General features: G+C 49.3%; 19 protein-coding genes and 4 pseudogenes. 15 read left to right on the forward strand and 8 right to left on the reverse strand.

The window, feature by feature from the left end:
* Nucleotides 1-211: 211 nt before the first annotated feature.
* Together JCM10914_RS08370 and JCM10914_RS08375 are read right to left on the reverse strand one after the other, a co-directional pair.
* Nucleotides 212-1,258 carry an HD-GYP domain-containing protein gene (locus tag JCM10914_RS08370; protein WP_036717434.1) on the reverse strand — a complete coding sequence of 349 codons (1,047 nt, stop codon included), beginning with the start codon at nt 1,256-1,258 and terminating at the stop codon, nt 212-214.
* A gap of 84 nt (nt 1,259-1,342) precedes the next feature.
* Nucleotides 1,343-2,077 (reverse strand): molybdenum cofactor biosynthesis protein MoaE, encoded by a 735-nt coding sequence (locus JCM10914_RS08375; RefSeq protein WP_023959546.1) that lies wholly within the window; start codon nt 2,075-2,077, stop codon nt 1,343-1,345.
* A 111-nt stretch (nt 2,078-2,188) separates the two neighbouring features.
* On the opposite strand from JCM10914_RS08375, the gene JCM10914_RS08380 reads away from it, so the two are divergent.
* From JCM10914_RS08380 to JCM10914_RS08430, 11 genes and pseudogenes are all read left to right on the forward strand, one after another.
* Nucleotides 2,189-3,625 carry a bifunctional UDP-sugar hydrolase/5'-nucleotidase gene (locus tag JCM10914_RS08380; RefSeq protein ID WP_023959548.1) on the forward strand — a complete coding sequence of 479 codons (1,437 nt, stop codon included), beginning with the start codon at nt 2,189-2,191 and terminating at the stop codon, nt 3,623-3,625.
* Between the two features lie 70 nt (nt 3,626-3,695).
* Nucleotides 3,696-4,520 carry an undecaprenyl-diphosphate phosphatase gene (locus JCM10914_RS08385; RefSeq protein ID WP_023959550.1) on the forward strand — a complete coding sequence of 275 codons (825 nt, stop codon included), beginning with the start codon at nt 3,696-3,698 and terminating at the stop codon, nt 4,518-4,520.
* A 118-nt stretch (nt 4,521-4,638) separates the two neighbouring features.
* Nucleotides 4,639-5,723: pseudogene (locus JCM10914_RS08390) on the forward strand (HD-GYP domain-containing protein).
* A gap of 163 nt (nt 5,724-5,886) precedes the next feature.
* Complete coding sequence (locus tag JCM10914_RS08395) at nt 5,887-8,019, forward strand: MMPL family transporter (RefSeq protein ID WP_370570227.1); 2,133 nt, start codon at nt 5,887-5,889, stop codon at nt 8,017-8,019.
* Between the two features lie 157 nt (nt 8,020-8,176).
* Complete coding sequence (yfkAB, locus tag JCM10914_RS08400; protein ID WP_023959558.1) at nt 8,177-9,316, forward strand: radical SAM/CxCxxxxC motif protein YfkAB; 1,140 nt, start codon at nt 8,177-8,179, stop codon at nt 9,314-9,316.
* 25 nt (nt 9,317-9,341) lie between these two features.
* Nucleotides 9,342-10,664, forward strand: a complete 1,323-nt coding sequence (locus tag JCM10914_RS08405) for a hemolysin family protein (RefSeq protein WP_023959560.1) — start codon at nt 9,342-9,344, stop codon at nt 10,662-10,664.
* A 35-nt stretch (nt 10,665-10,699) separates the two neighbouring features.
* Nucleotides 10,700-11,731: a sporulation integral membrane protein YtvI gene (gene ytvI / locus JCM10914_RS08410; RefSeq protein WP_023959562.1), complete on the forward strand. Its 1,032-nt coding sequence runs from the start codon at nt 10,700-10,702 to the stop codon at nt 11,729-11,731.
* Between the two features lie 147 nt (nt 11,732-11,878).
* Nucleotides 11,879-12,100 (forward strand): spore coat associated protein CotJA, encoded by a 222-nt coding sequence (locus JCM10914_RS08415; protein WP_023959564.1) that lies wholly within the window; start codon nt 11,879-11,881, stop codon nt 12,098-12,100.
* A gap of 6 nt (nt 12,101-12,106) precedes the next feature.
* Nucleotides 12,107-12,382, forward strand: a complete 276-nt coding sequence (locus JCM10914_RS08420; protein WP_023959566.1) for a spore coat protein CotJB — start codon at nt 12,107-12,109, stop codon at nt 12,380-12,382.
* Between the two features lie 97 nt (nt 12,383-12,479).
* Complete coding sequence (locus JCM10914_RS08425; protein WP_023959568.1) at nt 12,480-13,049, forward strand: manganese catalase family protein; 570 nt, start codon at nt 12,480-12,482, stop codon at nt 13,047-13,049.
* A gap of 213 nt (nt 13,050-13,262) precedes the next feature.
* Nucleotides 13,263-13,958 (forward strand): HAD family hydrolase, encoded by a 696-nt coding sequence (locus tag JCM10914_RS08430; RefSeq protein WP_036717436.1) that lies wholly within the window; start codon nt 13,263-13,265, stop codon nt 13,956-13,958.
* Nucleotides 13,959-14,007: 49 nt separating this feature from the next.
* On the opposite strand, the gene JCM10914_RS08435 is transcribed toward JCM10914_RS08430, so the two are convergent.
* From JCM10914_RS08435 to JCM10914_RS08460, 6 genes and pseudogenes are all read right to left on the reverse strand, one after another.
* The gene (locus JCM10914_RS08435) at nt 14,008-15,123 is read right to left on the reverse strand and encodes a YheC/YheD family protein (RefSeq protein ID WP_023959572.1); all 1,116 of its coding nucleotides are present in this window, start codon (nt 15,121-15,123) and stop codon (nt 14,008-14,010) included.
* Nucleotides 15,105-15,638, reverse strand: a complete 534-nt coding sequence (locus JCM10914_RS08440; RefSeq protein ID WP_023959573.1) for a GNAT family N-acetyltransferase — start codon at nt 15,636-15,638, stop codon at nt 15,105-15,107. Before JCM10914_RS08440 ends, JCM10914_RS08435 begins: the two co-directional genes overlap by 19 nt.
* 50 nt (nt 15,639-15,688) lie before the next feature.
* Nucleotides 15,689-16,797: pseudogene (locus JCM10914_RS08445) on the reverse strand (YheC/YheD family protein).
* A pseudogene (locus JCM10914_RS08450) lies at nt 16,794-18,166 on the reverse strand (YheC/YheD family protein). Before JCM10914_RS08450 ends, JCM10914_RS08445 begins: the two co-directional pseudogenes overlap by 4 nt.
* A pseudogene (locus JCM10914_RS08455) lies at nt 18,163-19,298 on the reverse strand (YheC/YheD family protein). Before JCM10914_RS08455 ends, JCM10914_RS08450 begins: the two co-directional pseudogenes overlap by 4 nt.
* A gap of 12 nt (nt 19,299-19,310) precedes the next feature.
* Complete coding sequence (locus JCM10914_RS08460; protein ID WP_023959587.1) at nt 19,311-20,723, reverse strand: YheC/YheD family protein; 1,413 nt, start codon at nt 20,721-20,723, stop codon at nt 19,311-19,313.
* A gap of 127 nt (nt 20,724-20,850) precedes the next feature.
* Here JCM10914_RS08460 and JCM10914_RS08465 point away from each other — a divergent pair, with 127 nt between their 5' ends.
* The 4 genes from JCM10914_RS08465 to JCM10914_RS08480 all read left to right on the forward strand — a co-directional run bounded on the left by JCM10914_RS08465 (nt 20,851) and on the right by JCM10914_RS08480 (nt 24,350).
* Nucleotides 20,851-22,026 (forward strand): DUF445 domain-containing protein, encoded by a 1,176-nt coding sequence (locus tag JCM10914_RS08465; protein ID WP_231638567.1) that lies wholly within the window; start codon nt 20,851-20,853, stop codon nt 22,024-22,026.
* Nucleotides 22,027-22,102: 76 nt separating this feature from the next.
* Complete coding sequence (locus JCM10914_RS08470) at nt 22,103-22,453, forward strand: YlbF family regulator (RefSeq protein ID WP_023959591.1); 351 nt, start codon at nt 22,103-22,105, stop codon at nt 22,451-22,453.
* A 105-nt stretch (nt 22,454-22,558) separates the two neighbouring features.
* Nucleotides 22,559-22,846: a hypothetical protein gene (locus JCM10914_RS08475; protein ID WP_023959593.1), complete on the forward strand. Its 288-nt coding sequence runs from the start codon at nt 22,559-22,561 to the stop codon at nt 22,844-22,846.
* A 169-nt stretch (nt 22,847-23,015) separates the two neighbouring features.
* On the forward strand, nt 23,016-24,350 hold the full coding sequence (locus JCM10914_RS08480; protein WP_023959595.1) for a DRTGG domain-containing protein: 1,335 nt from the start codon (nt 23,016-23,018) through the stop codon (nt 24,348-24,350).
* The last annotated feature ends 45 nt before the right edge of the window (nt 24,351-24,395 follow it).

The following is a 24,395-nucleotide window of genomic DNA, read 5'->3' on the forward strand; positions in this document are numbered from 1 at the left end:
TTTTAACAAAAAATAATACGAAGAATGAATATACGTAAAACGGACAAACCCACGGTATTTCGAAATTTTCCTTCTATTATACATGCCTAAAAAGCACTAAATAATCAAGTTCGAGATGGAAGGTTCCATCGGTTAACTCTTAAACTTTAGCCAAAAGAGGTTCCCACGAAATGATGTTAACGCATCATTCTGGGGAACCTCTTTTCTTTATCTACAATAAAATTTCGGCAATCGCGACATCGACTTCTTTGGAAAGGTCGACGAAACGCGGACCAACCTGAACGAGAGGACGGAAATAGTCGGAGGGGTGGTTCATGACGATGATCCCGGATTCCCCATTCGTTAATTCTACCTTCTTGCCAATAAAGTTCGGCAGCATTTGTTGAATGAAGGCATGCGTTGGTTTGCCGTTCAACTTCCCGAAGCTAAGGCCGTATAACTCACGCAGTACGGTGAGCAACTGCTGCTTCGATTGGTACACCCGATTTGTGGTCATGGCGCTATATACGTCGGCAACGGCACAGATGTGAGCATAGGGGTGAATCTGCTCTTCGCGCAGTGCTCTCGGATATCCGCTGCCGTCGTCCCGTTCATGGTGCTGCAGGGCGACGGTGGCCGAGATCTTGTCATCCATCGATTCGGAGATGATTTCATAGCCATAAATCGTATGAAGCTTTACCGCCTCGAATTCTTCCGGCAAGAGTTTGCCGGGTTTATTCAGGATATCGCTTGGAATTTTACATTTTCCGATATCATGCAGATAACCGGCAGTTCCAATGTGGTAAGCTTCGTCTGATGCATAGCCCATCCAATTCGCGATGTAGTAGCACAGCATGCCAACTTGAATAGAATGCCGATATGTATAGTCGTCTTTACCGTTAAACAGAAGCAGCAGGGATACGACGTCGGAATGCTCATTCAAGGAGTTGATCAACGGCTGAAAGGAATCATCGACCACAGAGGAATTGAACCGGCCGGTTTCGGCTGCTTCAGAGAATAAGGTCGAACAGCCGTCAAACGCCAACTGGAAATGGGGCAGTAAATTGTGATAAGCATCAGATAGGTCCGATTGTGGATCCGTTGTAATTGCAACCTCGCGCTGCACGATTTCGATATAATCGATACCGTGTTGTTTCAACTTCGATATATCTTCGCTTCGAATGCTCGTCCCCTTCTTGAGGACATGAAGGCCGCTCTGGTTGTAAGCATCTTGCTGCATTTGATCGCCGGGTATCAGGTCTGTGACATGTACTCTCAAAATCATTGCACCTCTTGCCCATAATTAAAAGTTTAAAACTATCTTAGCAAGAAAATACTGGATTGACAATGACGGAATACAGACTTATTGCCTAGTCACAGGGTCCCAAGGTCCGGTCTGATGACCTTTCCATTCCGAACCATCGTCCCATATCTCTTTTTTCCAGATGGGAACGGTGCGCTTCAACTGCTCGATTGCATACCGGCTGGCATGATAACAGTCATCGCGATGCGGTGAGGAGACAGCAATGACGACACTCGTATCACCAATACCAACGGTGCCGAGGCGGTGAGAGATGGCACACAAGGCTCCATTCCAGCGAGCAGTAATCTCGGTGCAGATTTGATTCATTTCTTTCAAAGCCATCGGGATATATGCTTCATAGTCCAAGGTTATCGTACGCTGCGCGCCCGTCATTTCCCGGGTCGTTCCGACAAAAGCAAGCGTTGCGCCATGGTTTGCATGATGAACCTTGGCCATCGTCTGCTCAACCGATAACACATCATGCGTAATTAGACATTGACCATCTTCCGATAAGGCCTGTCTCTGTTCCTCACCTAATCCATCTCCTCCGGAAACCGGCGGTATGAGTGCAACTTCATCACCGGGTTGAATAAGCTGGTCAGCCAAGGCATATTCTTGATTGACTGCCACAAAAGCCATTTCAAATTGGGATTGCGCATCAGGATAAGCTTCTGATAGAAGCAACTTCAAATCGCCAGCTGCTAGAGGCAGCGTGGGAACGTTAAATGTAAGGAAAGAGGTGCCGATACGATCGGCAAGCCCGGCAAACAGTAGTATAGAAACAGTTGTCGACATGAACATCACCTCGTAATTCTTCTGGGCTACAATATACCATATTCTTCGCTAAAATGTTATGCTTGAAAGACCGGTAAAATATCTAGGTAATCCTTGGGAGGGAGCCGCCAGATGCAGATTAATAGCAGCAATAAGAAGCTTACCATCTTGTATACGAATGATATTCACAGCCATTTCGATAGGATGAGCAGTGTGGCGGCACTTATTTCCCGGGAAAAGAAGGCAGCTGAAGGTGAAGTCCTCGTATTGGACATAGGTGATCATATGGATCGAGCGGCCGTTGCAACTGAAGGTTCCATGGGACAGGCCAACGTGGATGTCATCAATCTGACAGGATACGACGCCATCACGATTGGCAATAACGAAGGTTTGACCCTTCCCTATGATATTCTTGAGACTGTGTATGCCGGGCTTCAATGTCCGGTGGTTTGCTGCAACATTAAGGAAACCGAATCGGCTCGCCCGCCCTCATGGATGAAGGAACGTGTTATTTTGGAGAAGAGCGGGTTGCGGATCGGGCTTACGGGTGCTACCGCTGCGTTCTCGGGGTTCTATCATTTGTTAGGCTGGGAAGCTGAAGAGCCCTTATCGGCAATCCAGGAGCAGGTGCTAAGTCTTCAGGACAGCCGTTGTGATCTCATCATCGTCTTGTCTCATTTAGGTTTAAAGACGGATAAATTAATGGCGGAGCAGATCAACGGAATCGATATTATTCTGGGCGGTCATACCCATCATGTACTAGAGCAGCCTTTGACAATCGGCGATACAACTGTATGTGGTGCAGGTAAGTTCGGTCAATATGTCGGGCGGCTCGTTATGGAGCGTCCTGATTCAGAAGAACCCTTCACCTGTATCGACGGGAGACTGCTCGCTGTTGATACGAGCCAAATGGAGCCAATTGTTGAGCAAGCAATCATGAAGCACCATGAACTGGCAACGGAAAGATTAACAGAAGCGGTTGCAATTATTGATCGCGATCTGCCGATTCACTATGAACAGGAGTCGCCATTTGCCAATCTGCTCGCGCAAGCGGTGCTGCACCATACGGGTGCTGAGCTTGCTATCGTCAACTCCGGCCAACTGCTTGGTCCATTGCCGGCAGGCGAGATTAGCACGGGGATGCTGCATGCGCTTTGTCCCTCCCCTATCAATCCCTGCCACGTAAGGTTAAGCGGGGAACATATATATCATGCACTCGAAGAGAGCCTGCTGCAGGAGTTTAATAATAAGAAGATTCTAGGGTTTGGTTTCCGGGGATATATATTAGGCGCGCTCGCTGTGTCTGGCATTCATGTTCACTACAATCCGGAAGGAACTTCCTATCATAAAATTTCCCGAATCGATATTCAGGGAAAGCCGATGGATCGGCAGCAAGAATATGTCGTAGGAACACTCGACATGTTCACATTCAAGATTGGCTATGAAACGCTGGCACAAGGCAAGGATACGGTATATATGCTGCCCGATTTCATAAGGGATTTGCTTCGCAATGAATTATCACGTCCAGGGTCGCTTGAGGAGACAATGATCCCACGCTGGATATCTTGATACCCCCTACTATCTTCCTTTGTCCGAGCATACATATGAGGAGGACAAAGGTTAAGGAAGGGGATGCAAGATGGACTTTATAACATCCATTATTTTAGGAATCGTAGAGGGGCTCACGGAGTTCATTCCCGTATCTTCTACCGGGCATATGATTCTGACAGCGAAAGTGCTCGGATATGAGGATCAGTCACCCATTATGAAAACTTTCGAGATTGTGATTCAGTTGGGAGCTATTCTTGCCATTGCTATCGTTTATTGGAATCGCATATTAACGCTGCTTGGCTGGAGCCGCAGCGAACCGCTGTCCCGGGAACCTGCTCGCAGACGCTTAAACTTGCTGCACGTGTTTTTGGGGATTGCGCCGGCGCTGATCGTCGCTTTTTTTGCAAGGGATTTTATCAAAGGTCTGTTTAATGCCCATACGGTTCTATATGCCCTTGTAGCGGGCGGGATTTTTATGATATTTGCGGAATGGTACAATAAGCATAAGGTGAAGGTAACTTCACATGATTTGGATGATTTGACATATAGACAGGCGTTATTGATCGGCGTCTATCAGATTATCTCCGTACTATGGCCGGGCTTTTCCCGTTCAGGGTCTACGATTTCTGGAGGGATGCTCAGCGGCGTTAGTTATAAGGCATCGGCTGATTTTTCCTTTTTAATCGCGATTCCTATCATGTGCGCTGCTTCCGGCTATGAGTTGCTTGATTCATACCGAAATTTTACTTCAGATACGATTGGCGTATTTTTGGCCGGATTTATCGTTTCGTTTGTCGTTGCTTATTTTGTCGTCCTGGCCTTCATGAAGCTCATACAGAAGATACGACTTACTCATTTTGCCATTTACCGGTTTGTTCTTGCCGCTATATTTTGGCTGTTTATCATGCACTAGAGAGTGCAGGTAACGCCTTAAAACAACGAACCGGGCTTCTTCGTATAGCCTCTATGAATAAGGGGCGCTTTAAACATCCCACACAACATGTATGATGAATAGCAGAGGAAGTGACGGATTGCGTCTTATACCTACTAAAGCGTTGAAGCCGGGAATGGTTCTGGGTAAAAAAATATACAACAGTGACGGTTTGATCCTGCTTGCTGATGGCGTGAAATTAACGGATGCCCTAATTCGTCGCCTCGGGGGACTTGAGCTCGGTTATGTATATATCGAAGATGCATTGACGGATGATATCAACGTCCCTGAATTGTTGTCCGAAGAGACAAGGCTGGGCGCGATTCGTTCGATTCGAACCAGCTTCAAGAATCTGGAGAGCAAGCCGGAACTCAGGGGAAGCTTCCATCATCTAGGCAAAACCTTTTCCGGGATGATGGAGTCTATCATCGATGAAATCTCGGATCACGAACAGACGATGGTTCTGTTAACAGATATGAACACCAACGATTATAATTTATATCGGCATTCTCTGAACGTTTGCTTGTACTCCATCGTGCTTGGCGTGTCCTACGGTTATAATCGGGAGGAATTGCGACATTTAGGGCTTGGAGCCTTGCTGCATGATATTGGCAAGACTCGAATATCGCAGAAGCTGCTGCATTATCCTGGACGGTTGACGGATGAAGAGTTTCGAGAGATTCAGAAGCATGCGGAATATGGATTCCAGATCTTGAAGGACGAGCCCAATATCCCGTTATTATCCGCCCATTGCGCACTATCACACCATGAGCGTCTGGATGGAAGCGGGTATCCAAGAGGCTTAAAGGGCCGGAAATACCTGAGTACGCCAAGTGGATCGCGATTACGGACTCGTATGACGCAATGACCACACAGCGGGTATACAAGCCTGCCTTGCTGCCACATGAAGCCGTAGAAGTTATGTATACCGGATCGGGCACGTTATATGAGCAGAGATATCTTGCTTTATTTCGGGATCGGGTTGCTATCTACCCGCCCGGCATATCGGTGAAATTGCATACAGGCGAGAGTGGTGTGGTGTCGAGGATTCATGCCCATGTTCCTCATCGTCCGGTTATTCGAGTGTTAATGGACGCAGAGGGTACTGAGCTGACAACACCGTACGAGCTGGATTTGTCCGAATCCTTAACGATCATGATTGCAGCCATCGCACAAAATACGTAGCTTGACATGTAATTCCTAAGGAGGTTGACCCGTGAAACATCAAGGCCATTCAACATCGCTGCGAGCATGGGGGCGGCAAATTTTCCGCTACCGTAAAGCCATCGTTGTTGTTTGGCTTATTTTGTTCTGTACCTTGCTGCCATTTGCCTTCAAGCTCCCTGGTATGCTGCAGCACAACGGGTTTACGCCTCAGTATAGTCCTGCTCAAGTCGGTATCGACAAGCTTGAAGAGGGATTGGGATTGTCTGCTACCTCACTGGAAATTGTAGTTGTGAGTCAAGAGGGGGAGAACCTGACGACGGGCACAGCTCAAAGACGGATTTTAACCGAACTGGAGCCTTTGCGATCAAGCCCTTACATTAGAGATATTTACATGAACATGTCGACACATCGAGCAGGAATGGATCATATCGTGTCCGTGACCGCGCTGCTGGAGCTAGATGCATCGGATGCACTGAAGCAGTTCGACCAGATACGGGAAACCGTGCCGGACATGGCGGGCTTAGATACATACATCACGGGAAATACGGCTGTCTTCGCCGATATGAACCAAGCTGTAAAAAGCGATATTATTCGCGCCGAGCTGATTGGCATTCCTGCCGCATTGCTCATCCTGCTTGCGGTGTTCGGCACACTGACAGCGGCCATACTTCCGCTGATCTCGGGAATCGTTAGCGTAATCGTGACCATGGGAGCTCTTTATTTTGTAGCCCTGATCGACGGTTCGATCAGCAATTTTCTGCCCAATGTCGTTACGATGCTCGGGCTGGCTTTGGGTATTGACTATGCCTTGATGATCGTAAGCCGCTATAAAGAAGAACTGCACGCGCATCAAGGAGACGTTGAGAAGGCGCTGGCGGTAACCTGTGCTACGGCGGGCAAGGCCGTGATGTTTTCCGGTGCGGCGGTGCTGATCGGATTCGTTGCCATGAGATTTATCGATCTGCCCATCCTTCATTCCTTCAGCCTGGGCGGGATCACGGTGGTTCTGTTGTCTGTACTGGCGGGGAATACGCTGCTGCCGGCGCTACTGGCGCTGCTTGGACCACGAATTCATGCACTGCCCGTGTTGCCGGCTAAATATCGGATGCTCCGTACCCGAACGTCTTCGGGTTTCTGGCGGAAGATTTCCAGATTCGTCATGGCCCGTCCCGTTACGATATCAATCATTGTTATCGGGCTGCTGCTCATGGCCCTTCTACCGGTTCGGAACATGAATATAGCCATACCGGCCGCGGAAGTGCTGCCTCCTGCATATGAATCCCGTTATGGCAACGATCTGCTCTTGCAGGCTTACGATGAACGTGAGCTGAACGCGATCGTTATTGCAGTTGAGCTGCCGGCCTCCTATGAAGATCGACACTCCATTGAGCAGATGAAAGAGTACACCGATGAAATCCGATTAATGCCGGGGGTACGACGTGTGGAGAGTTATCTCAGCATCGGACGGAGCTCTGTAGAGGAGGTATCAAGGCAGCTGTCTCGTGAGGATATTCGGCAGCAATTGGAGCAGCATCGTTTTGTGAAAGACAACATGGCGGCTGTGGCGGTCATCCCAGAGTTTCATGAATCTCATTCTATGACAACACAACTCGTAAGAGAACTGAGAACGATGGATACCGGCGATCTGACGACTTATGTAACAGGCAGTCCGGCTTATAAGCTCGACATCATCGAGATCATTCATGAAAATCTACCCTTTGTGCTCGTGTTTGTGTTTGCTGTAACATATGTCATCCTGCTGGTGGCCTTTCGTTCGATTGTGCTTCCGCTCAAAGCGAGCTTCATGAATCTGCTCAGTCTTGGTGCGGGGTTAGGTATTGTGGTCTGGGTATTCCAGGAAGGGTATGGCGCGGATTGGATTGGAGTCTCTTCGACGGGTTCGGTCTTTGCACTGTTGCCGATCTTGATTTTTTGCGTCGTGTTCGGCATATCGATGGATTATGAGGTGATGTTACTTTCGCGCGTCATGGAAAATTACGAACGAACAGGGGATAACGAAGCCAGTACTGCCGAAGGACTTGAGAGTACCGGTGGGCTGATCACAAGTGCTGCTCTGATCCTCGCGGTCGTTGTAGGGGCGTTCATCTTTACGGACAACGAAGTAATGAAAGCGATCGGACTAGGCTTGACCACAGCCATATTGCTTGACGCAACGGTCATTCGCATACTGCTCGTACCAGCCTTTATGAAATTATTAGGTAAGGCGAATTGGTGGACGCCAGCTTGGATGTTCGCTGGACATAAACGTTCAGTGAAGAACAGGAGTCGTGGAAGAGACTCGGATCGGGAATAGATTGGAAGCTGCTTCATTCACACGGAGGTCGTCCATCTGGTGTGATATAATATTAGAATGACATTTATACATGACATCAAATTCAAAACCGTAGAATAGATCCAAGGAGTAACCCAGTCTTTCCATCGGTAAATAAAAGAAATAAGGTGAGTGAACCATGAGTAATACAGCACAGCCATTTTCATCTGCCCTAAGGCCCATTTCTCCAAGTTATGATCCGTGGGATCCCATAACATCGCTGCGAGAGCATGGCATGCATAAGCTTACGAGCGTGGAAATGACGGTGACACATTTATGCAATATGCGCTGTGAGCATTGTGCTGTCGGCGATATGCTGGTGATGAAGGAAGCCCCTATGCTTCCGCTGGATATGATGCTGAAACGACTCGATGAAGTTGAACATCTCCAGACGATCAGCCTGACAGGCGGGGAACCGGCTTTTCTTGGCAAAACAGTGGATCATGTGATCGTGCCGCTGCTGCAATATGCGAAGGAACGCGGGATTCGGACGCAGATCAATTCGAATCTGACGCTGGACATCAGCCGATACGAGAAGATGCTGCCTTATCTCGATGTTATGCACATCTCCTTCAATTATTTGAACGGAGATGATTTCTATGAGGTGGGATTCGCTAACAGCGCGCGCCCGGTCTCCAGAGAAACGGCTCATAAAATGTACGATACGATGCTTGAGAATGCGAAGAAGCTGAGTGACGCAGGCATGTATATATCGGCGGAATCGATGATCAATTATCGTACGCATCAGAAGTTGGACGGCATTCACAGATTGATTAAGGAGATGGGCTGCAAGCGGCATGAAGTGCATCCGATGTATGCTTCCAATTTTGCCGAGGGGCTGCCCGTTCTGTCATTAGCTGAAACCAAGAAGGCGATTGAGCTGCTGCTGGACGCTCGTGATCCGGATATGTGGATGCTGTTTGGAACCCTGCCTTTCTATGCGTGCAGCGACAACGAACATGACCTGGAAATCATACGTCGTCTCCGTCAGGAACCGAATGTGACGGTGCGCAACGATCCCGATGGACGCAATCGGGTCAACGTCAATTTATTTACTGGCGATGTTTACGTAACGGATTTTGCTGATATTCCGGCTTTTGGTAATATTAAGGAACAGAAGCTGGATGATATATTTGAAAGCTGGTCGACAGGGCATCCTTTGAATCAGACGGTAAACTGTTTCTGCGATGCTGCCAATTGTTGCGGACCTAATCTGTTAGTGGCAGATATGTATTATCCTGGTGTAGACTTCAAGTCAAGAAAAGCCAAAACATTCTAGAATTATAGAAAGAAGGCGTGTCCTCATGGAGGAATTTGAGGTCGGGAGACTGATTTTGAATTTACTCTTGGTGTTACTGCTTGTATTGCTTAATGGGGTATTCGTTGCCGCAGAGTTCTCGCTCGTCAAAATGCGTCACTCCCGGCTGACCCAACTGGTCAGCGAAGGGAATCGACTGGCGGGTTCCGCACTAAAGGTCAATCAAAGGCTGGATGCTTACCTATCGGCAACCCAGCTTGGGATTACCTTAACGTCATTGGGCCTTGGATGGATCGGGGAGCCAGCCATATCCGAACTGCTGGTCGCGCCGGTTATGCATAGTATCGGGTTTACGGATGAACGCTTGATCAGCACGATTTCGGTTGCGGTGGGCTTCTGTATCATTACCTTTCTGCATATTGTATTAGGGGAGCTCGCACCCAAGTCAATCGCAATTCAGCGAACCGAAGGGACGGCTTTAATTCTGTCAGCCCCTTTGCTATGGTTCTATCGACTGTTTCTGCCTGTAATCTGGGTGTTGAACGCATCCGCCAATCGAATTCTAAAGTGGGTTGGCATTGAGCCTGCCAGCGAGGCGGAAGCGGCACATTCGGAGGAAGAAATTCGAATTCTCATGACCGAAAGCGCAAAAAGCGGAGTTATCGATGAGAACGAGATGAAGCTGATGGACAACCTGTTTGACTTTTCCGATCTTAGAGCTAGAGAGGTTATGCTGCCAAGAACCGATATGAATGTGCTGTTCACGGATGCTACACTGGAAGACAATCTGCGTGTCGTTAATGACACCAAGCACTCCCGCTATCCGGTAGCGACGGATAACAAGGACCGTATCATCGGCTTTATTCATATTACCGATCTGCTGCTGGCAGAGCCGGAGCAACAGCATGATTTGAAATCCCTCGTAAGACCGATTCTGGACGTGTCGGAGTCGATGGAGATTAGTCAGGTGCTGCGACTCATGCAGGATCGGCACGAGCAACTGGCGCTGGTCGTGGATGAGTACGGTGGGACTGCCGGCATGTTGACGGCCGAGAAGATCTTGGAAGAGATCGTGGGCGATCTGTATGACGAATTTGAGGACGAGCGTCCAGAGTTGGAAGTGTTCGATCAATACGTATCGGTAGATGGTCGAATGTTGATCGAAGAGGTGAATGATTTAACGGGTCTGCAAATCGAGGAGCATGATGTGGATTCCATCGGAGGCTGGCTGTTCAAGGAACTTGAAGGCAGCCCTGCTGCGGGGCAGCGTAAAGACTATGGTGGCGTCGTCTTTGAAGTAGAAGAGGCAACAACGTTTCGCGTAACACGTGTCATTATCCACCTATCGCTCGATAGCGGCTCCATCTAGAAAAGCCTGGATTCTAATCGGATAGGAAGTGTATTATGTCGATTAAGCAGTTGATCTTTATCGGCTTGGGGCTCTTGTTACTGTACGGAATGTTTACAGTCGGAGCCCCTTTTTTACTCGCTATTGTCATCGCGATTGCACTGGAGCCGTTGAATCAGGTCCTGATCAGAAGGTTGCGGCTGAACCGGATTGCTGCGGCTACGATCACAAGCACCTTTTTCTTGCTACTCTTGCTGCTGCTGGTTTATTTGATCGGGCTGCAAGCCTTTAATCAACTGGTGGAGTATTGGAGTCGGGCGCCGCAATATTTCGAAGGGGCCAACGAATTCTTGCAGCATACCATTCTGCAGACACAGGACGTGCTGAACGGCATATCCCCGGGACTCGCGGATAGTCTGACCCAGTTCATGTCGAATATATCGTCTTATGTACAGTCACTCGTCAATACAGTTTCCTCCACATTTCTATCGTTTGCCAAAACTTTGCCGAATCTGTTTGTCACCTCGATTGTGTTCTTTGTGGCCGTCTATCTGTTTGCGTTCAGTCTGGATACGATGCGTGATAAAGCCCTCGCTTGGTTTGACGAATCGTCGCACGGACAGGTGAGCGAGGTGCTGCTGAGCTTGAAGAATTCGATATTCGGATTTTTAAGAGCGCAACTGATCCTCAGCCTGTTTACATATGTGATTACGCTGCTTGGCATGCTTGTGCTCGGCGTGAATTACCCGATTGCGATCGCGCTTCTCGTTACCCTTGTTGATATTCTACCTATCTTGGGGGTCGGCTCGGTGCTCGTGCCGTGGTCCATTTATCTGTTGGCCGTGGGTGATATCTTTACGGGACTCGGTTTAATCTTCCTGTTTATCCTTATCACCGTGATTCGGCGGGTGCTGGAACCGAAGGTCATTGGAGACGCGGTCGGAATTGGCGCTCTACCGGCTCTGGTCAGCATGTATGTCGGATTTAAACTGGTTGGCGTGATCGGTTTCTTCATTGGTCCGTTTGTGGTCATTATCTACTCGGCGATGCGTAAAGCCGGTTTGTTTCAGATCAAGATCAAGTTTTAAGGACAAATCGTCACAACCCTGGTCCTCGGGATGATTTACGAGGATGAGGGTTTTTTTGTCATTTTTATGTTCATTTTCTGGGCTGGTGACATATGTTAATTACAAGGAAACCGTGATTAAACGGAACGTGTATAAGGAGGAATACCGTTGAAAGATAATCCAGAGGTGCGCGTATATGAAGTGTTCCATTCCCCGTTCGATCCTTGCCCGCCGAAACCTTTCCGGTCGTATGTTGTGCCGATCAACCAGTATATTGTGTTTCAGCCGACCGGATTACCGCAATTCAGTCCGCAAGAAGCGTTGAGATATGGAACATTATGGCCGTCTTTATACAGCCCCTATACCTCACGCAAATTTAAAGGAGAGTGATCGCCTGTGAATGAAACGAGACCGCAGGCCGGAGATCTGAAGTACTATGAACTGCTAGAACAGCTGCAGGCGTTGGATTTCGTGCTGGTGGAGTTGAATCTGTATTTGGATACACATCCGGATGATCTGAAGAGCATTGAGCAGTTTAACAAACTGACGCAGGAGCGGACGGTACTGGCGAAGCAATTCCAGGAGCTGTTCGGACCGCTGCAAAATTTCGGGCGGGCGTACTCAAAATATCCGTTTGAATGGTCTCAAGGACCGTGGCCTTGGCAGGTATAGAGATATGCATGGGCTCGGGCTGTGCCGGTTGGCACCTTGTTGCAGGCGCAGCCGGTTTGCGCGAAGATCAAAATGATTGAGGAGGCGAAAAGGTGACATGTGGGTATATGAGAAAAAGCTTCAATATCCGGTTCGCGTAAGCAAATGCGATCCCAGAATGGCCAAATTTCTGGTTGAACAATACGGCGGTGCTGACGGTGAACTCGCCGCGGCGCTCCGCTATTTAAATCAGCGGTATACCATTCCTGACAAGGTCATTGGGTTGCTGAATGATATTGGGACAGAAGAATTCGCACACTTAGAGATGATTGCGACGATGGTATACAAATTGACCAAAGACGCCACCGTTGATCAATTGGAGGCCGCAGGGCTCGGTGCCCACTATGTCAATCATGATCATGCGCTGTATTACGAGAATGCAGGCGGCGTGCCGTTTACGGCTGCTTACATTCAAGCCAAGGGTGATCCGATTGCGGATTTGTATGAGGATATCGCTGCGGAAGAGAAAGCCCGCGCTACATACCAGTGGTTGATCGACATGACGGATGATGTCGATCTGCAGGACAGTTTGAAATTTCTGAGGGAACGCGAAATCATCCATGCGATCCGATTCCGGGAAGCGGTAGAGATCATCAAGGACGATCGCGGCACGAAGAAAATATTCTGATGGCACATGAAAGAAGAGGTTAAGATCCGAAGTGCGGATCTTGACCTCTTCTTCGTTCAATCATAGGGTAATCGAATCGTAAAGGTAGTTCCTTCCCCGTGCGTGCTTGTCGCCTCCATTAAGGAAAGTTGAAGTATGAACATGGTTCCGATAAGATGGGGAAAGACTAGGCATGAATTAAGAAGATAGATAGTGAAGGGATGGAAAAGCAACTTGGAGAACGCAGCAACTTTGACGAAGCCTGACGCTATGATATTTGATATGGACGGGACGCTGTTCCAAACGGAGACTTTATTGTTACCCGCTTATCATCGGTTATTTGATGTTCTGCGGGAAGAAGGTCATTATCATGGAGATACGCCAGATGAAGGGATTATTCTGTCCTGCCTGGGGATGCTGCTGGAGGATATTTGGTTGAAGGTTATTCCTGATGCCACCCCCCAAGCCCGCCAACGTGCAGACGAACTGCTGTTACAGCTGGAGCTTGAGGGGCTGAGAGATGAATCTGCTGTGTTATATCCGCAAGTGAGGGAAACACTGGCAGATCTTCATCAACGGGGAGTCCGACTGTTCGTGGCCAGCAACGGATTAGAGCAGTATGTCAAGGGTATTGCCGAGGCCAGGGGGATCATGCAGTATTTCGAGGGAGTGTACAGCGCGGGCGAGTACGAGACCGCCTCCAAGGTTGATCTCGTACGGCTGCTGCTAAAGCGCCATAACCTTAAACATGCTTGGATGGTCGGGGATCGCTCATCTGATGTCGAGGCAGGTAAAGAGAACGGTCAGACCGTGGTAGGCTGTAGTTATGCCGGATTCGGTCTGGATCAGGAACTGACGGGTGCAGATCAGATCATCACGTCTTTTGAGCAGCTGTTGAAACTTCATGACGACACCCGAATAGCAACATAATAAAGGCTGTTCCCGGAAGACGTGCATCCCGGGAACAGCCTTAATCGTGTTATGCATTCTTTACGGCTTTGCGCTGACTGTATACCCACATCGCATATTCAAGCGGGCGAACCATCGACTCGCGGTAGGCCGCCATGTCGCCGACCTGCGAGAACACCTCGCGCGAAGGTTTCGGATTAACCTCAAGCAGGAGCACCCGACCCGATTTATCGACGGCAATGTCAAGCGCGAGTTCGCATAAACCGCCATATTGACCGTCGAGAAACTGGGCGACGTCCACGCCGAGCGAATCGGCTTCCTCGCGAATCTGGGCCCTTTTGGCTTGATCGGGTATCCATTTGCTGAGCAATTCCTCCATCATCGTGGCGCGCCCACCCCCATGGAGGTTGGAGGTCACGCTGTTTTGTGCGCCTACGCGTCCCACGCAGCCGGTCACTCTCCAGAGGCCTGCGCCGTTCTTCTGCACTAACATACGGTAGTCGTGAACTCTGCCATCCGGCAGCTCAAGTTCAATGCCTTCCTGCACCAAATAGCGGTCTTTACTCCCCCAGCCGGAGAGATACTGGCCCAGATAACCGGAGGGAATTCGCTTGGGCTTAATTATGCTGCGATTGGCATTGCGCCCTCGTAATTCGAGCGTGCCAGCTACGCCTTGAACCTTCGATATTCGGAGGATTCCGCGTCCGCCGGTGCCATTAATCGGCTTGAAGTAGACCGTAGAATGGGTTTGCAGCATTTGATTTATATCTTTGGTGCTGTTCACAATTCGTGTATCCGGAAGATGCGACCTGAAGCGTTTTTTGGTGGATAGCACCTGGTGGATCGTCCACTTGTTACGCAAGGGCCGGTTCAGGAACAGCATATGACGGTATCGCGAGCGAAACCGCAGCAGTTGTTGGAATCGGGCGCTTTTTTGAATACGGCATCGGTCGAAGATCATGTTCGGGAAGGACCGCCACCGTCTGCTCCATTTTCGTTCGCTATCATCGTATTCCATCGCGTTTATAAGACCTTTGGCTTCGCTGACATCTGCAGGCGTAAATACAAAGACATCCAGCCCGATCGATTTACCTTCCTTGATCATATGCTCGTAAATATGCCGCTCTTCCAGTTTTTTGCGATCATCCAAGTAAAGCGTCATGATGCCTAAGACGGGTTTTGACACAGAAGTTCACCTTCTTGAATAGTATCAGCGTTAGGTGCTGAGGGACTAGGGAATAAGGGCAGCTCCCCACTCATAATCAGCGAGGGTTTACCGGCAGGATCGTTCTCCAGGGCGATGGCCTGCAAGCCTGCACGAAAGCATGTTTGCAGGCTTGCAAGATGATGGATGGCCACTTTGCACTTTAGTCGCCCCACAGCGGATAGCTGCGCAGCGATAAGGGAGGATCCGATCTGACGTTTACGGTACAGAGGATGCACTGCGATCATGCAGGCTCCTGCTCCATATTCCGCCACAAAACAGATGCCGACAGGCACGCTCCCCACATCGGCTCTTACCGTTGCTGTAATGATGGAGTTTCCTGGCTCTTTCAGTTCCGCAGCAGTGAGTGACAACAGGCGCTGGTATCCTTCGCGCGCTAGGTGTCTATGACTGTAGCGCCTGAAGAAATCCACGCATTGCCGCTGAATGTAAGGCCATTGCTCCTGATCTGAGAGAGTAAGTCTTGAGATTTCCACATGATCCCCTCCTCTAACCGAGTATGCGGTAGTTGTTTGGCTGACCCGACCTAACGCTGTTGTTTAATCAGATAGTCGGAATAATGGAAAATTCGTTCCAGTGATTTTTTGCGAATCAACGGTTCATCGAATTTCATCGGCCGGGAGTTGGCCTCGAAGAACCACAATACGCCTTCACTATCAATGCCCAGATCCATGGACATCTCTCCATGAACTTGACCAGAGCTCTTCTCAATTTGACGTGCGATATGAACAGCTGCCTTCCGAACCTCGCTCAAGATGGCATCCGTCCGTTCCTGACCGAAAACGACGGGAAGCAGTTTCTCCGGGTCTTCGATGCTGCCGCCTCGCGGTACGTGCGTCGTAATGCTCTTGACACCGGCCATTCGTGCACCGACACCGGTTACGGCCCATTGGCAGATTCGTTCTTCTGTACAAGGATACGAAGATCAAAGGATCTCCCGTGAACCTGGGCTAATTCAATCCCCTGTTGAATGAGGTAAGAGCTTCCCTTCGTCTCCTGATGCACCCGATTCCATAACCGTTCCAATGAGGCTGCCTTGTAGGTGGTGCTGTTCTTGTCGTTCTGGATTTGAATCCGGTATGGCAGTGATTTGTGCTTCTGATACCTTACCCTCATAATGCCTTGACCGGCTTTTCCTTCCTCGGGCTTCAAGTATAAATATGGTTTCTGTCTAATCATGACCGCCAAGGTGGAGAAACCTTTCATACGCTTCGTGAGCGGTGCCCACTTCTTGGTAAGCTTCGATTGGCTCAGCCATGCGAACAGCTGTCGTTTATTAAAAAAATGCGGATTATAGATATCGATCCGGGGATGTCGCTGAACCTCTTTGATCTTTCGGCGAACCCAGGGCAGCGCTTCGTCTTCTCGATAAGGAATCCGGTTATAAATAACCTGGGGCAATGGACAAGTCCGCTGCTCCCAGGATTGATCTTGATTCAAAAAGTAGCCTTTCACGGTAGGGCTGTTCAGTTTCAAATCTCGCACGGTAACAACATAAACCATAAAGCCCATATCTTTGCCTGCCTTGATAATTTCCTGGAAATTCTGGCGGTTGCCTCTGAACGTATGCTCAGTATCATGCATCGTCAGAATGGCTACGATCGGTCTGCCATCATGCTCCACTCGGCTAATCACGAGTCATTCCCCCTGTGGAAGCCGCTCAAATACATGCTGTGGTCAAATATATGCTCAACGGAACTTCGGCCCTCCACCCGCAGTGATGGATGGCTAAAGATCGATCTGCCCGGTTTGGAGTTCGCCTCGAACATCCAGATTCGTTCATTATCATCAATGCCGATATCGAAGCCGATTTCTCCCAGCAGATGAGGATGATGGTTCTCAATCGCTTCAGACATTGCAATGGAAGCTTCCTTCGCTCGTTCAAGTACCTCGCGGGATTTGGAGCCGAATGCACGGGAGAGCGCCTGCTCCGGCGTCATCAACGATCCGCCATTCTTAATATGCGTCGTTACGCTGCCCCGCCCGGCCTTCTTGGCACCGATGCCGACAACCGACCAGCGGTTTTTGCTGTTCTTATGCATATGAAACCGGAAATCAATCGGGCATCCATCTATCTCGATAAGGCGAATGCCTTGCTGTACGACATAATTCTTCAGTTTGGCACCGTGCTTGGCTTGGAGCATTCGCATCAGACTATTAAAATTCGGGAATTTCAATAGCGTATTGCCGCCATTGCATGATAGCGTGCGAAATATCCTTTTTTGGGCAGATACGTTAAGCGGTAGATCCCCAGTCCTAAACTCCCCGCAGAAGGTTTGTAATACACGAAGCTGTGACGCTCCATCATATCCTTGATTCGTTCCGGATTCGGATTGTTATAGGTCTCGGGTAGATACCTTCCAGCCTGGAGATCACCGTCCAGTTGAGTATATACATCCGATTTATTAAAGAAGGCCCAGTTGAAAAACTTGATGTTTCGTTTGCCGAAACGGTCGCGCAATTGGTTCGTAAAGGGAGAAAAGTCGGTTTTTCTGCTGGGCAGACGATTATATACGACATCGGGTAGCGGTACGGTTTTTCGAACAAATCCCCCACCTGAACCGAGGATGTAGGCCTGCACGGTATTTCTCTGCCAGTTAATATCTTTTGGTGTAAAGGCGTACACAAACATCTTCTTGTTACCTTCGCGCAGCAACTGCTTGATATAAGAGGTTCTGGATCCGAAGGGACTGGAGGGGTTATGCGGTCCATCGGACAGAACGCCTACCACAGGCCCAAGCTCAATCTCGCCTTCGCGCGGCGAATGAATGTAGAGCGGGCCTTGCCTTGGAACATTAATGTTGTTGCGAACCCCTGCGCTGAGGTAAATATGTTTGCCCGCTCGATCGATAGATTTTACAGCAGCCGATACTTTATCCGTGCCCATGCGAAGCAGTACGGATTTCCTGCTTGAAATCCCAAGGCTTTTCATAAGCGTTCCGGACAAAAAGACGACTTTTTCGGGCTGCTGCGAGAAATGAATGTTTCCGAAATTCAAACTCATGTATTTACCCTCCTAAGTTGTCGAAGCAATAAATAACGGGCGTATCGTATCGGATGCTCGATGGCCAGGCGGGCTGCGCGTGTATCGCCAGCCAACGCGAATGCCTGTCGTCCCGGCTTGGAATTAACCTCCAATAGCCATACCCTTCCGGTGGGATCTACACCGAAATCGATTCCGAGCTCACCCAAGCGGCCGAAGCTTTCTTCCAATAGGGATGGCAGCAGGGCAGACACATCATAAACGGTCTTTATGATCTTCATGGCCGTTTCTTCACCGTATTGGGCAGACAAATATGGCTGAGCGGGATATGCCGTTCCGCCACCATGAAGATTGGAAGTCAAGCTTGATTCGAACCTTGACGAACTGCAAGCCCGGTGATTGACCATGTGCCCCGTTCGTCTTTTTGGACCAAAGACCGAATGTCAAAGGGACTTCCATCTTGACTTACGAGCTTCAGAAAGGGCTGAATAATGAAAGAGCGCTTGTTCGTGAAGGTTTGGACCCAGCCATAGATCTCTGTGGCCGGAAGGGTAAGCTGAAACATCTGATTGCTCCGATCTCTTCCTTGCAGTGAAACCGTATGATGATCAAGGGATTGGATCTGAAGTGTATGACGACCATGCGAGCCGCCGCTCGGCTTCATAAAGATGCTGCCACGAAATGCAAGCAGTGCCTTGCGCAGTGATTCGTCCCCTGAGTAATGCAGAGTAGCTGGAAGATAGGCCCGCATGATCGGTGAACGTTTGAGGACGTGGTGAACCCTCTGTTTGCCGGGCAGTCCTCGTGCCCACAGTATCGTGCCATGCTGCTTCCACCGATGAAGAAGATTGGCTGCATTCGCCGATGCTTTGCTGTTCAGATGCAAACAGCGGTCGTAGACCATGTCAGGCACAGCGTATTCCCCAGCGATCCAGCCGTTTGCTTTGGTGTAATGATAACCTTGAACGGTGGTAGAGGAACTTCCGTTATTGCTTTCATCAGCAGAATTCTCAGGGCTAAAGACAAATACGTGTATACCAAGTTTTCGCGCAGTTGTACTCAGCTTGCCAAGAAACTCTTTCTCGGCAATCGGTGGTGTGCCTAGCGCCCGGCAGACCATGACACCCATCGTACCTATTCTGTTTGTAGACATAACAATCTCCTTCTATAAGCCGGTCAAGTATTGACAGTATTGGATAAGGCGTACGGCAGACGGTCTTATTTTGGAGGCAGCATTCAGCGGTGCGTTCTCACTCTTGGATGGCTTGGAATTCACTTCAAGCAGCCAGATTCGTCCATTCGTATCAATCGCCAGATCGATGCCGAGCTCGCCGAAATGATAAGGGATTGCTGTTTCCAATCCATGGGCGATCTCGAGCGCGGCCTTATTCATCTTTGCCGGAAGTGCCTGCTTGGCGGATGTCGGGATACCGCTCATCGCCAGCGCGTCCTTAACCGGCGAAAGAGTGCCGCCTCTGGCAAGGTTGGAGACGTAATGATTACCGCCTGCAATTCGGGCAACAACTGAAGTAACGGCCCAACTTCCATTCTTGTCTTTATGCACAAGCGCACGGAAGTCGACGTTCCGCCGATTGATTCGAATCAAATTCAAGCCCTGCTGGATTTGGTAGCGCGTCTTTTTGATTTTGCTGGATAAGCTGCTAAACAGCTTGGGAAGTGAAGAGTAGGTATTTTTCCTGATCCCTTCAAGAGATGTTGTCATGGTTTGATATGTTCCGTTTTCTTGGTGAGAAATTCGAATTATACCTTTGCCTAAGCTTCCCCTTACCGGTTTGAGGAACACGGTTGAGTAAGCAGCGCACATTTTTTTGAGTGTAGGATAACCGCTGAGCAAGTAGGATTCCGGCAAGTACTTTTGCAGCTTCACATCCGGCCCAAGAGCTTCAAATACATCGGATTTATCGAGAAATTTCTCATTGAAGATATGGGTACCGAACCGTGATTTTACTTCTTTCATAAAATGCTGTACGCTAGGACTATTCTCTAATTTGCGGGTGGACAGCCGATTGTTGATGACGTCTGGTGCAGGCAGGTTGATCTTCTTCCATCCCCCGTCATAGGCAATTGCGTCAAGTCTTGACGGGTTCGAATCGATCATATCAGGGGTAAAGAAGTATACATAGGCACCTTGTTTCCTGGACGCGTTGATCATTTCCAGACAAAAAGCCGAGATGGATCCAAACGGTTTGTCGGGTTCATCCGGATGGTACCGGCTGACCATAACACCAATTAGCGGACCAAGCCTCAGTGTTCTCTCCGATGGAGAATACTTGATATTCATGTGCGTTCGAGCAATAAGTCCTGTTTTGCTGCATAGGGATGAATGGAGAAGCAACGCGTTTGATTTTCCTCCTGAGGCAACGCTAATTTCTTGCTTGAAGGAGCCAAAGGCAAGCTGTATCGGCGTATCCGTGGGGATACGGAGCTGTCTTATCAGCCGGTCACCAAGCTTGATATCATGATCTGTTAGCCCTGAGGAAGGGATTAATTGAACCGTTATTCTAGGTTTGGGTTTGGATTTGGGTTTGGTCCTGGTTCTGATCTTGGCATTGGGCATGATGGATCTCCTTCCGACAACAACTGGATGGTAAAGTGAACAGACCAAGATTTCATCTGATCATTGCATGTAATGCATCATATGAGGACATATATCCCTTGGTGATTGTACCGCTCGGGAAAAAGGAGTGCATAAATTGCAGAACTGGCTGTTTATTTTGGTAAATATTTGTGTAGCTGGATTTGTTGGCGGTATTACCAATCACTTTGCGATAAAAATGTTGTTTCATCCTCGGGAAGAAAAAAGAATATTTGGGCGCAAGGTTCCTTTTACACCCGGTTTGATTCCGAAGCGTAAAGAAGAGATTGCCGATTCCCTGGGACATGTGGTTTCAGATTATCTGGTGACGAGTGATGGCTTGCAGGAGCTTATCCGAAAGCCGAAATTTCGGCAGAAGATGGAAGCTGGGTTGCGGGACAAGCTGGAGGACTGGAGCCGGTCAGAACGTACAATTGAGGAACTAGCGCTGCGCGTGTGGAGTGAGGATGACTGGAAGGGCGTGAAGGTCAAGATCGAGCACTCTGCTCGGCGACTGACATCGCAAACAGCTTCGATGATCTGGAATCAGTATGGTCTGGACCATAAACCCGTCAAGGAATTCATTCCCGGCTGGTCCGAGGAAAAGGTTCTGAACTGGAGTTCCAAGGCAACTGACATTGTACTGAAGGAGCTCGCCGATGGGTTGATGTCGGCTGAGGGGCAGCGCATGCTGACGAAGATGGCTTCATCGATGATGGATAAGGCGGGTGGATTCTTCGGGACGATGGCAGCGATCTTCGTGGATGAGGATAAGATGGTGCAGAAGATGACGCCGATGCTCATTCAGCAGCTTGAAGGGGATAAGATCCGTGCGACCGTGACAAAGGTGATCGCTGGCAAGCTTGAGGAGTACGGAGATATGCCACTGCATGACCTCATCGAGAGTATGAGCCGCGAGCCGGGTCTGGATTGGGTTCAGCGGATCCTGGAAGAGCGCATCCCATGGTCCCAATGGCTTCATCAATTAACCGACCTGCGGCTGTCCGAGATCCTGGCACCGAGAATGCCCGCCATCGAGGCGGCACTGCCGCGATATCTGGATCAGGGCTTGCGTCTTCTGGAGCGGACCATCCCGGCCACGCTTCAAGCGGTTAATCTACCCGAGCTTGTTCAGGAACAGGTAAGTAAATTTCCAGTAGAGCGGCTGGAACAGGTAATCCTGAGTGTGTCTGGCCGTGAGTTCCGGGCCATCACGTGGCTTGGCGTTCTGCTAGGAGGCATGATCGGTTTGTTCCAATCTTTATTGACGATGTTTATGCGATAAGATGATTGCGGGCATGCCGACATGAACGAAACGAATAAGAATGCGGCGCAGCGCCGCTTATGGGAGGACATAACATATGAATATTTATGATAAGGCGCACGATTTGGCAAAAGCGATGAAGGAAAGTCAAGAAGTCCAGGAGATTACGGCAGCGATGAAGCTCGTCGATGCAGACCCCGAAAGCAAGCGCATGTTGGAAGATTTCCGCCAACGTCAAATGGAGATTCAGCAGCGGATGATGTCCGGCGATATGCCGCCGCAAGACGAGATGGAGAAGATGGAGAAGCAGTTTGAAGTGTTGAGCCTCAACCTGAATATTCGCCGATTGTTTGATGCCGAGCGTCGCTTGAGTGTCATTATCGAGGATGTGAATAAAATCATCTCTGATAGCCTGCAGCATTTGTACGGTGGTGCTGATCCATCGTAAAGCTCGGCGGCCTTTGTTAATTTTTTTGAAACTTGTCTCATATTATGTGTGCACTCCTCATAGAGTAGGAATATAGATTTCAGAGAGTGAGGAGCTGCATTTATAATGAAGAAGAAAAAAAACAAATGGAAACACACCGCTTATCTATTAATCGCGCTCGGTATGCTGGTGTACGCACTGCCTAGCATTTCCTTCAGCGGCGGATTTTCATGGGTATCATTGTTTGGCGCCGTATGGGCAGGGTTCGCCCTGCTGATTATCGCCTCCCATCTCTATTATTTGATTGGGGTAGATGAAGCGAAACAGAAAGCGCTGGATGAAATTCGTAAAGAGAAAATCGCCCAGTGGGAATTGAAATGGCCTGAGGAGAAGAAGAGCCAAGAAGCTAACTAATGTCAAGATATTACCCTCCTATATCGAATACGATGTTGCTGCATTCGTGTTTGACGAACTCGGGAGGGTTTATTTGTGTTCATTGCGTCATTCACAGCAGGTTATTTTTGCTCCTGCGCGTGTTATAATAGATACAGCATAGTACAGATAAAGAGTCGGGGTGTAACAGATGGATGTGCGGGATGATACGATTACCAAACATGAGCAATTGGTTCAACATATTGAAAGTCTGAAGGTCGGGAGCAAAATCTCGGTTCGTCGACTGGCGAAGGAAATGGGTGTCAGTGAAGGGACGGCTTACCGTGCCGTGAAGGAAGCGGAGAGCCTCGGGATCGTAATTACCAAAGAGCGGATCGGGACCGTTCGCGTCGAACGTAAGCCGCGGAATATCTCGGAGCAGCTTACGTTTGCCGATGTGGTAGGTATCGTCGAGGGCCACGTGCTCGGCGGCTCGGAAGGGCTGAATAAGAACCTGCATAAGTATGTGATCGGTGCGATGAAGGTAGAAGCGATGATGCGCTACATCGATGCGGGCAGCCTGCTGATTGTCGGTAACCGTGAAGACGCGCACTCCCTGGCGCTGGAACAAGGGGCGGGCGTACTCATAACAGGAGGATTTGGTACGAGCCGAGAGGTAAAGCAGCAGGCGGATCAACTGCATTTGCCTATCATCTCGTCTCGGCATGATACGTTTACCGTGGCATCCATGATTAACCGCGCGATTTTTGACCGTTTAATCAAGAAGAAGATTATGCTGGTTGAAGATATTGCGCACGATAAACCGAGGAATCATCAACTGAAGAACTCGGTGACGGTGCAAGAATTTAAAAGAATTACGCAGGAGACCGGGGAGGTGCGTTATCCGGTCACGGATGAATGGAATCGGGTTATCGGCATTGTCGGGGTTCGCGACGTGGACGGTATGGCGGATTCGCAGCCGATCGAGAAGGCGATGACCCGCAATCCGGTTACGGCAAGCCTAAAGACGTCGCTGGCGTCGGCGGCGCAGATTATGATGTGGGAAGGCATCGATTTTCTCCCGATCGTGGACCGCAATCGAAAGCTGATTGCTACGGTGACTCGCAAGGAAGTGCTCGGAGCGCTTCGGGATGCGCGTAATCAGCCGCAGCTAGGTGAGACGTTTGATCAGTTGATCTGGAACGGCATTGCCGAGGAGCGTAATGAGCATGGGAGCCTGTTCTTTCATGGATTTATTACGCCGCAGATGGCATCGGATATCGGTACCATCTCACAAGGGGTACTAACGACAGTGATGAGTCAGGCGGCTGTTAAGGCTGCCAAAGATATCAGCGGTTGGGATCATGTACTAGATCAACTAACCACTTATTTTATCCGGCCTGTACAGATCGAAGATTCGATCGTCATTATACCGACGCTGCTTGAACTTAGCCGGCGAACATGTAAGATGGAGGTCGAGATTCAGCACCAGTCGAACCTGATCGCCAAGGCGATCATGACGATGCAAGCCATCGATCACGGATGAATAATGCACAAAAAAAGGGATGTCCTACAGGTTGCGGAAGAACCG

The sequence above is a fragment of the Paenibacillus sp. JCM 10914 genome (assembly GCF_001315105.1).
Lineage (GTDB): Bacteria > Bacillota > Bacilli > Paenibacillales > Paenibacillaceae > Paenibacillus_AQ.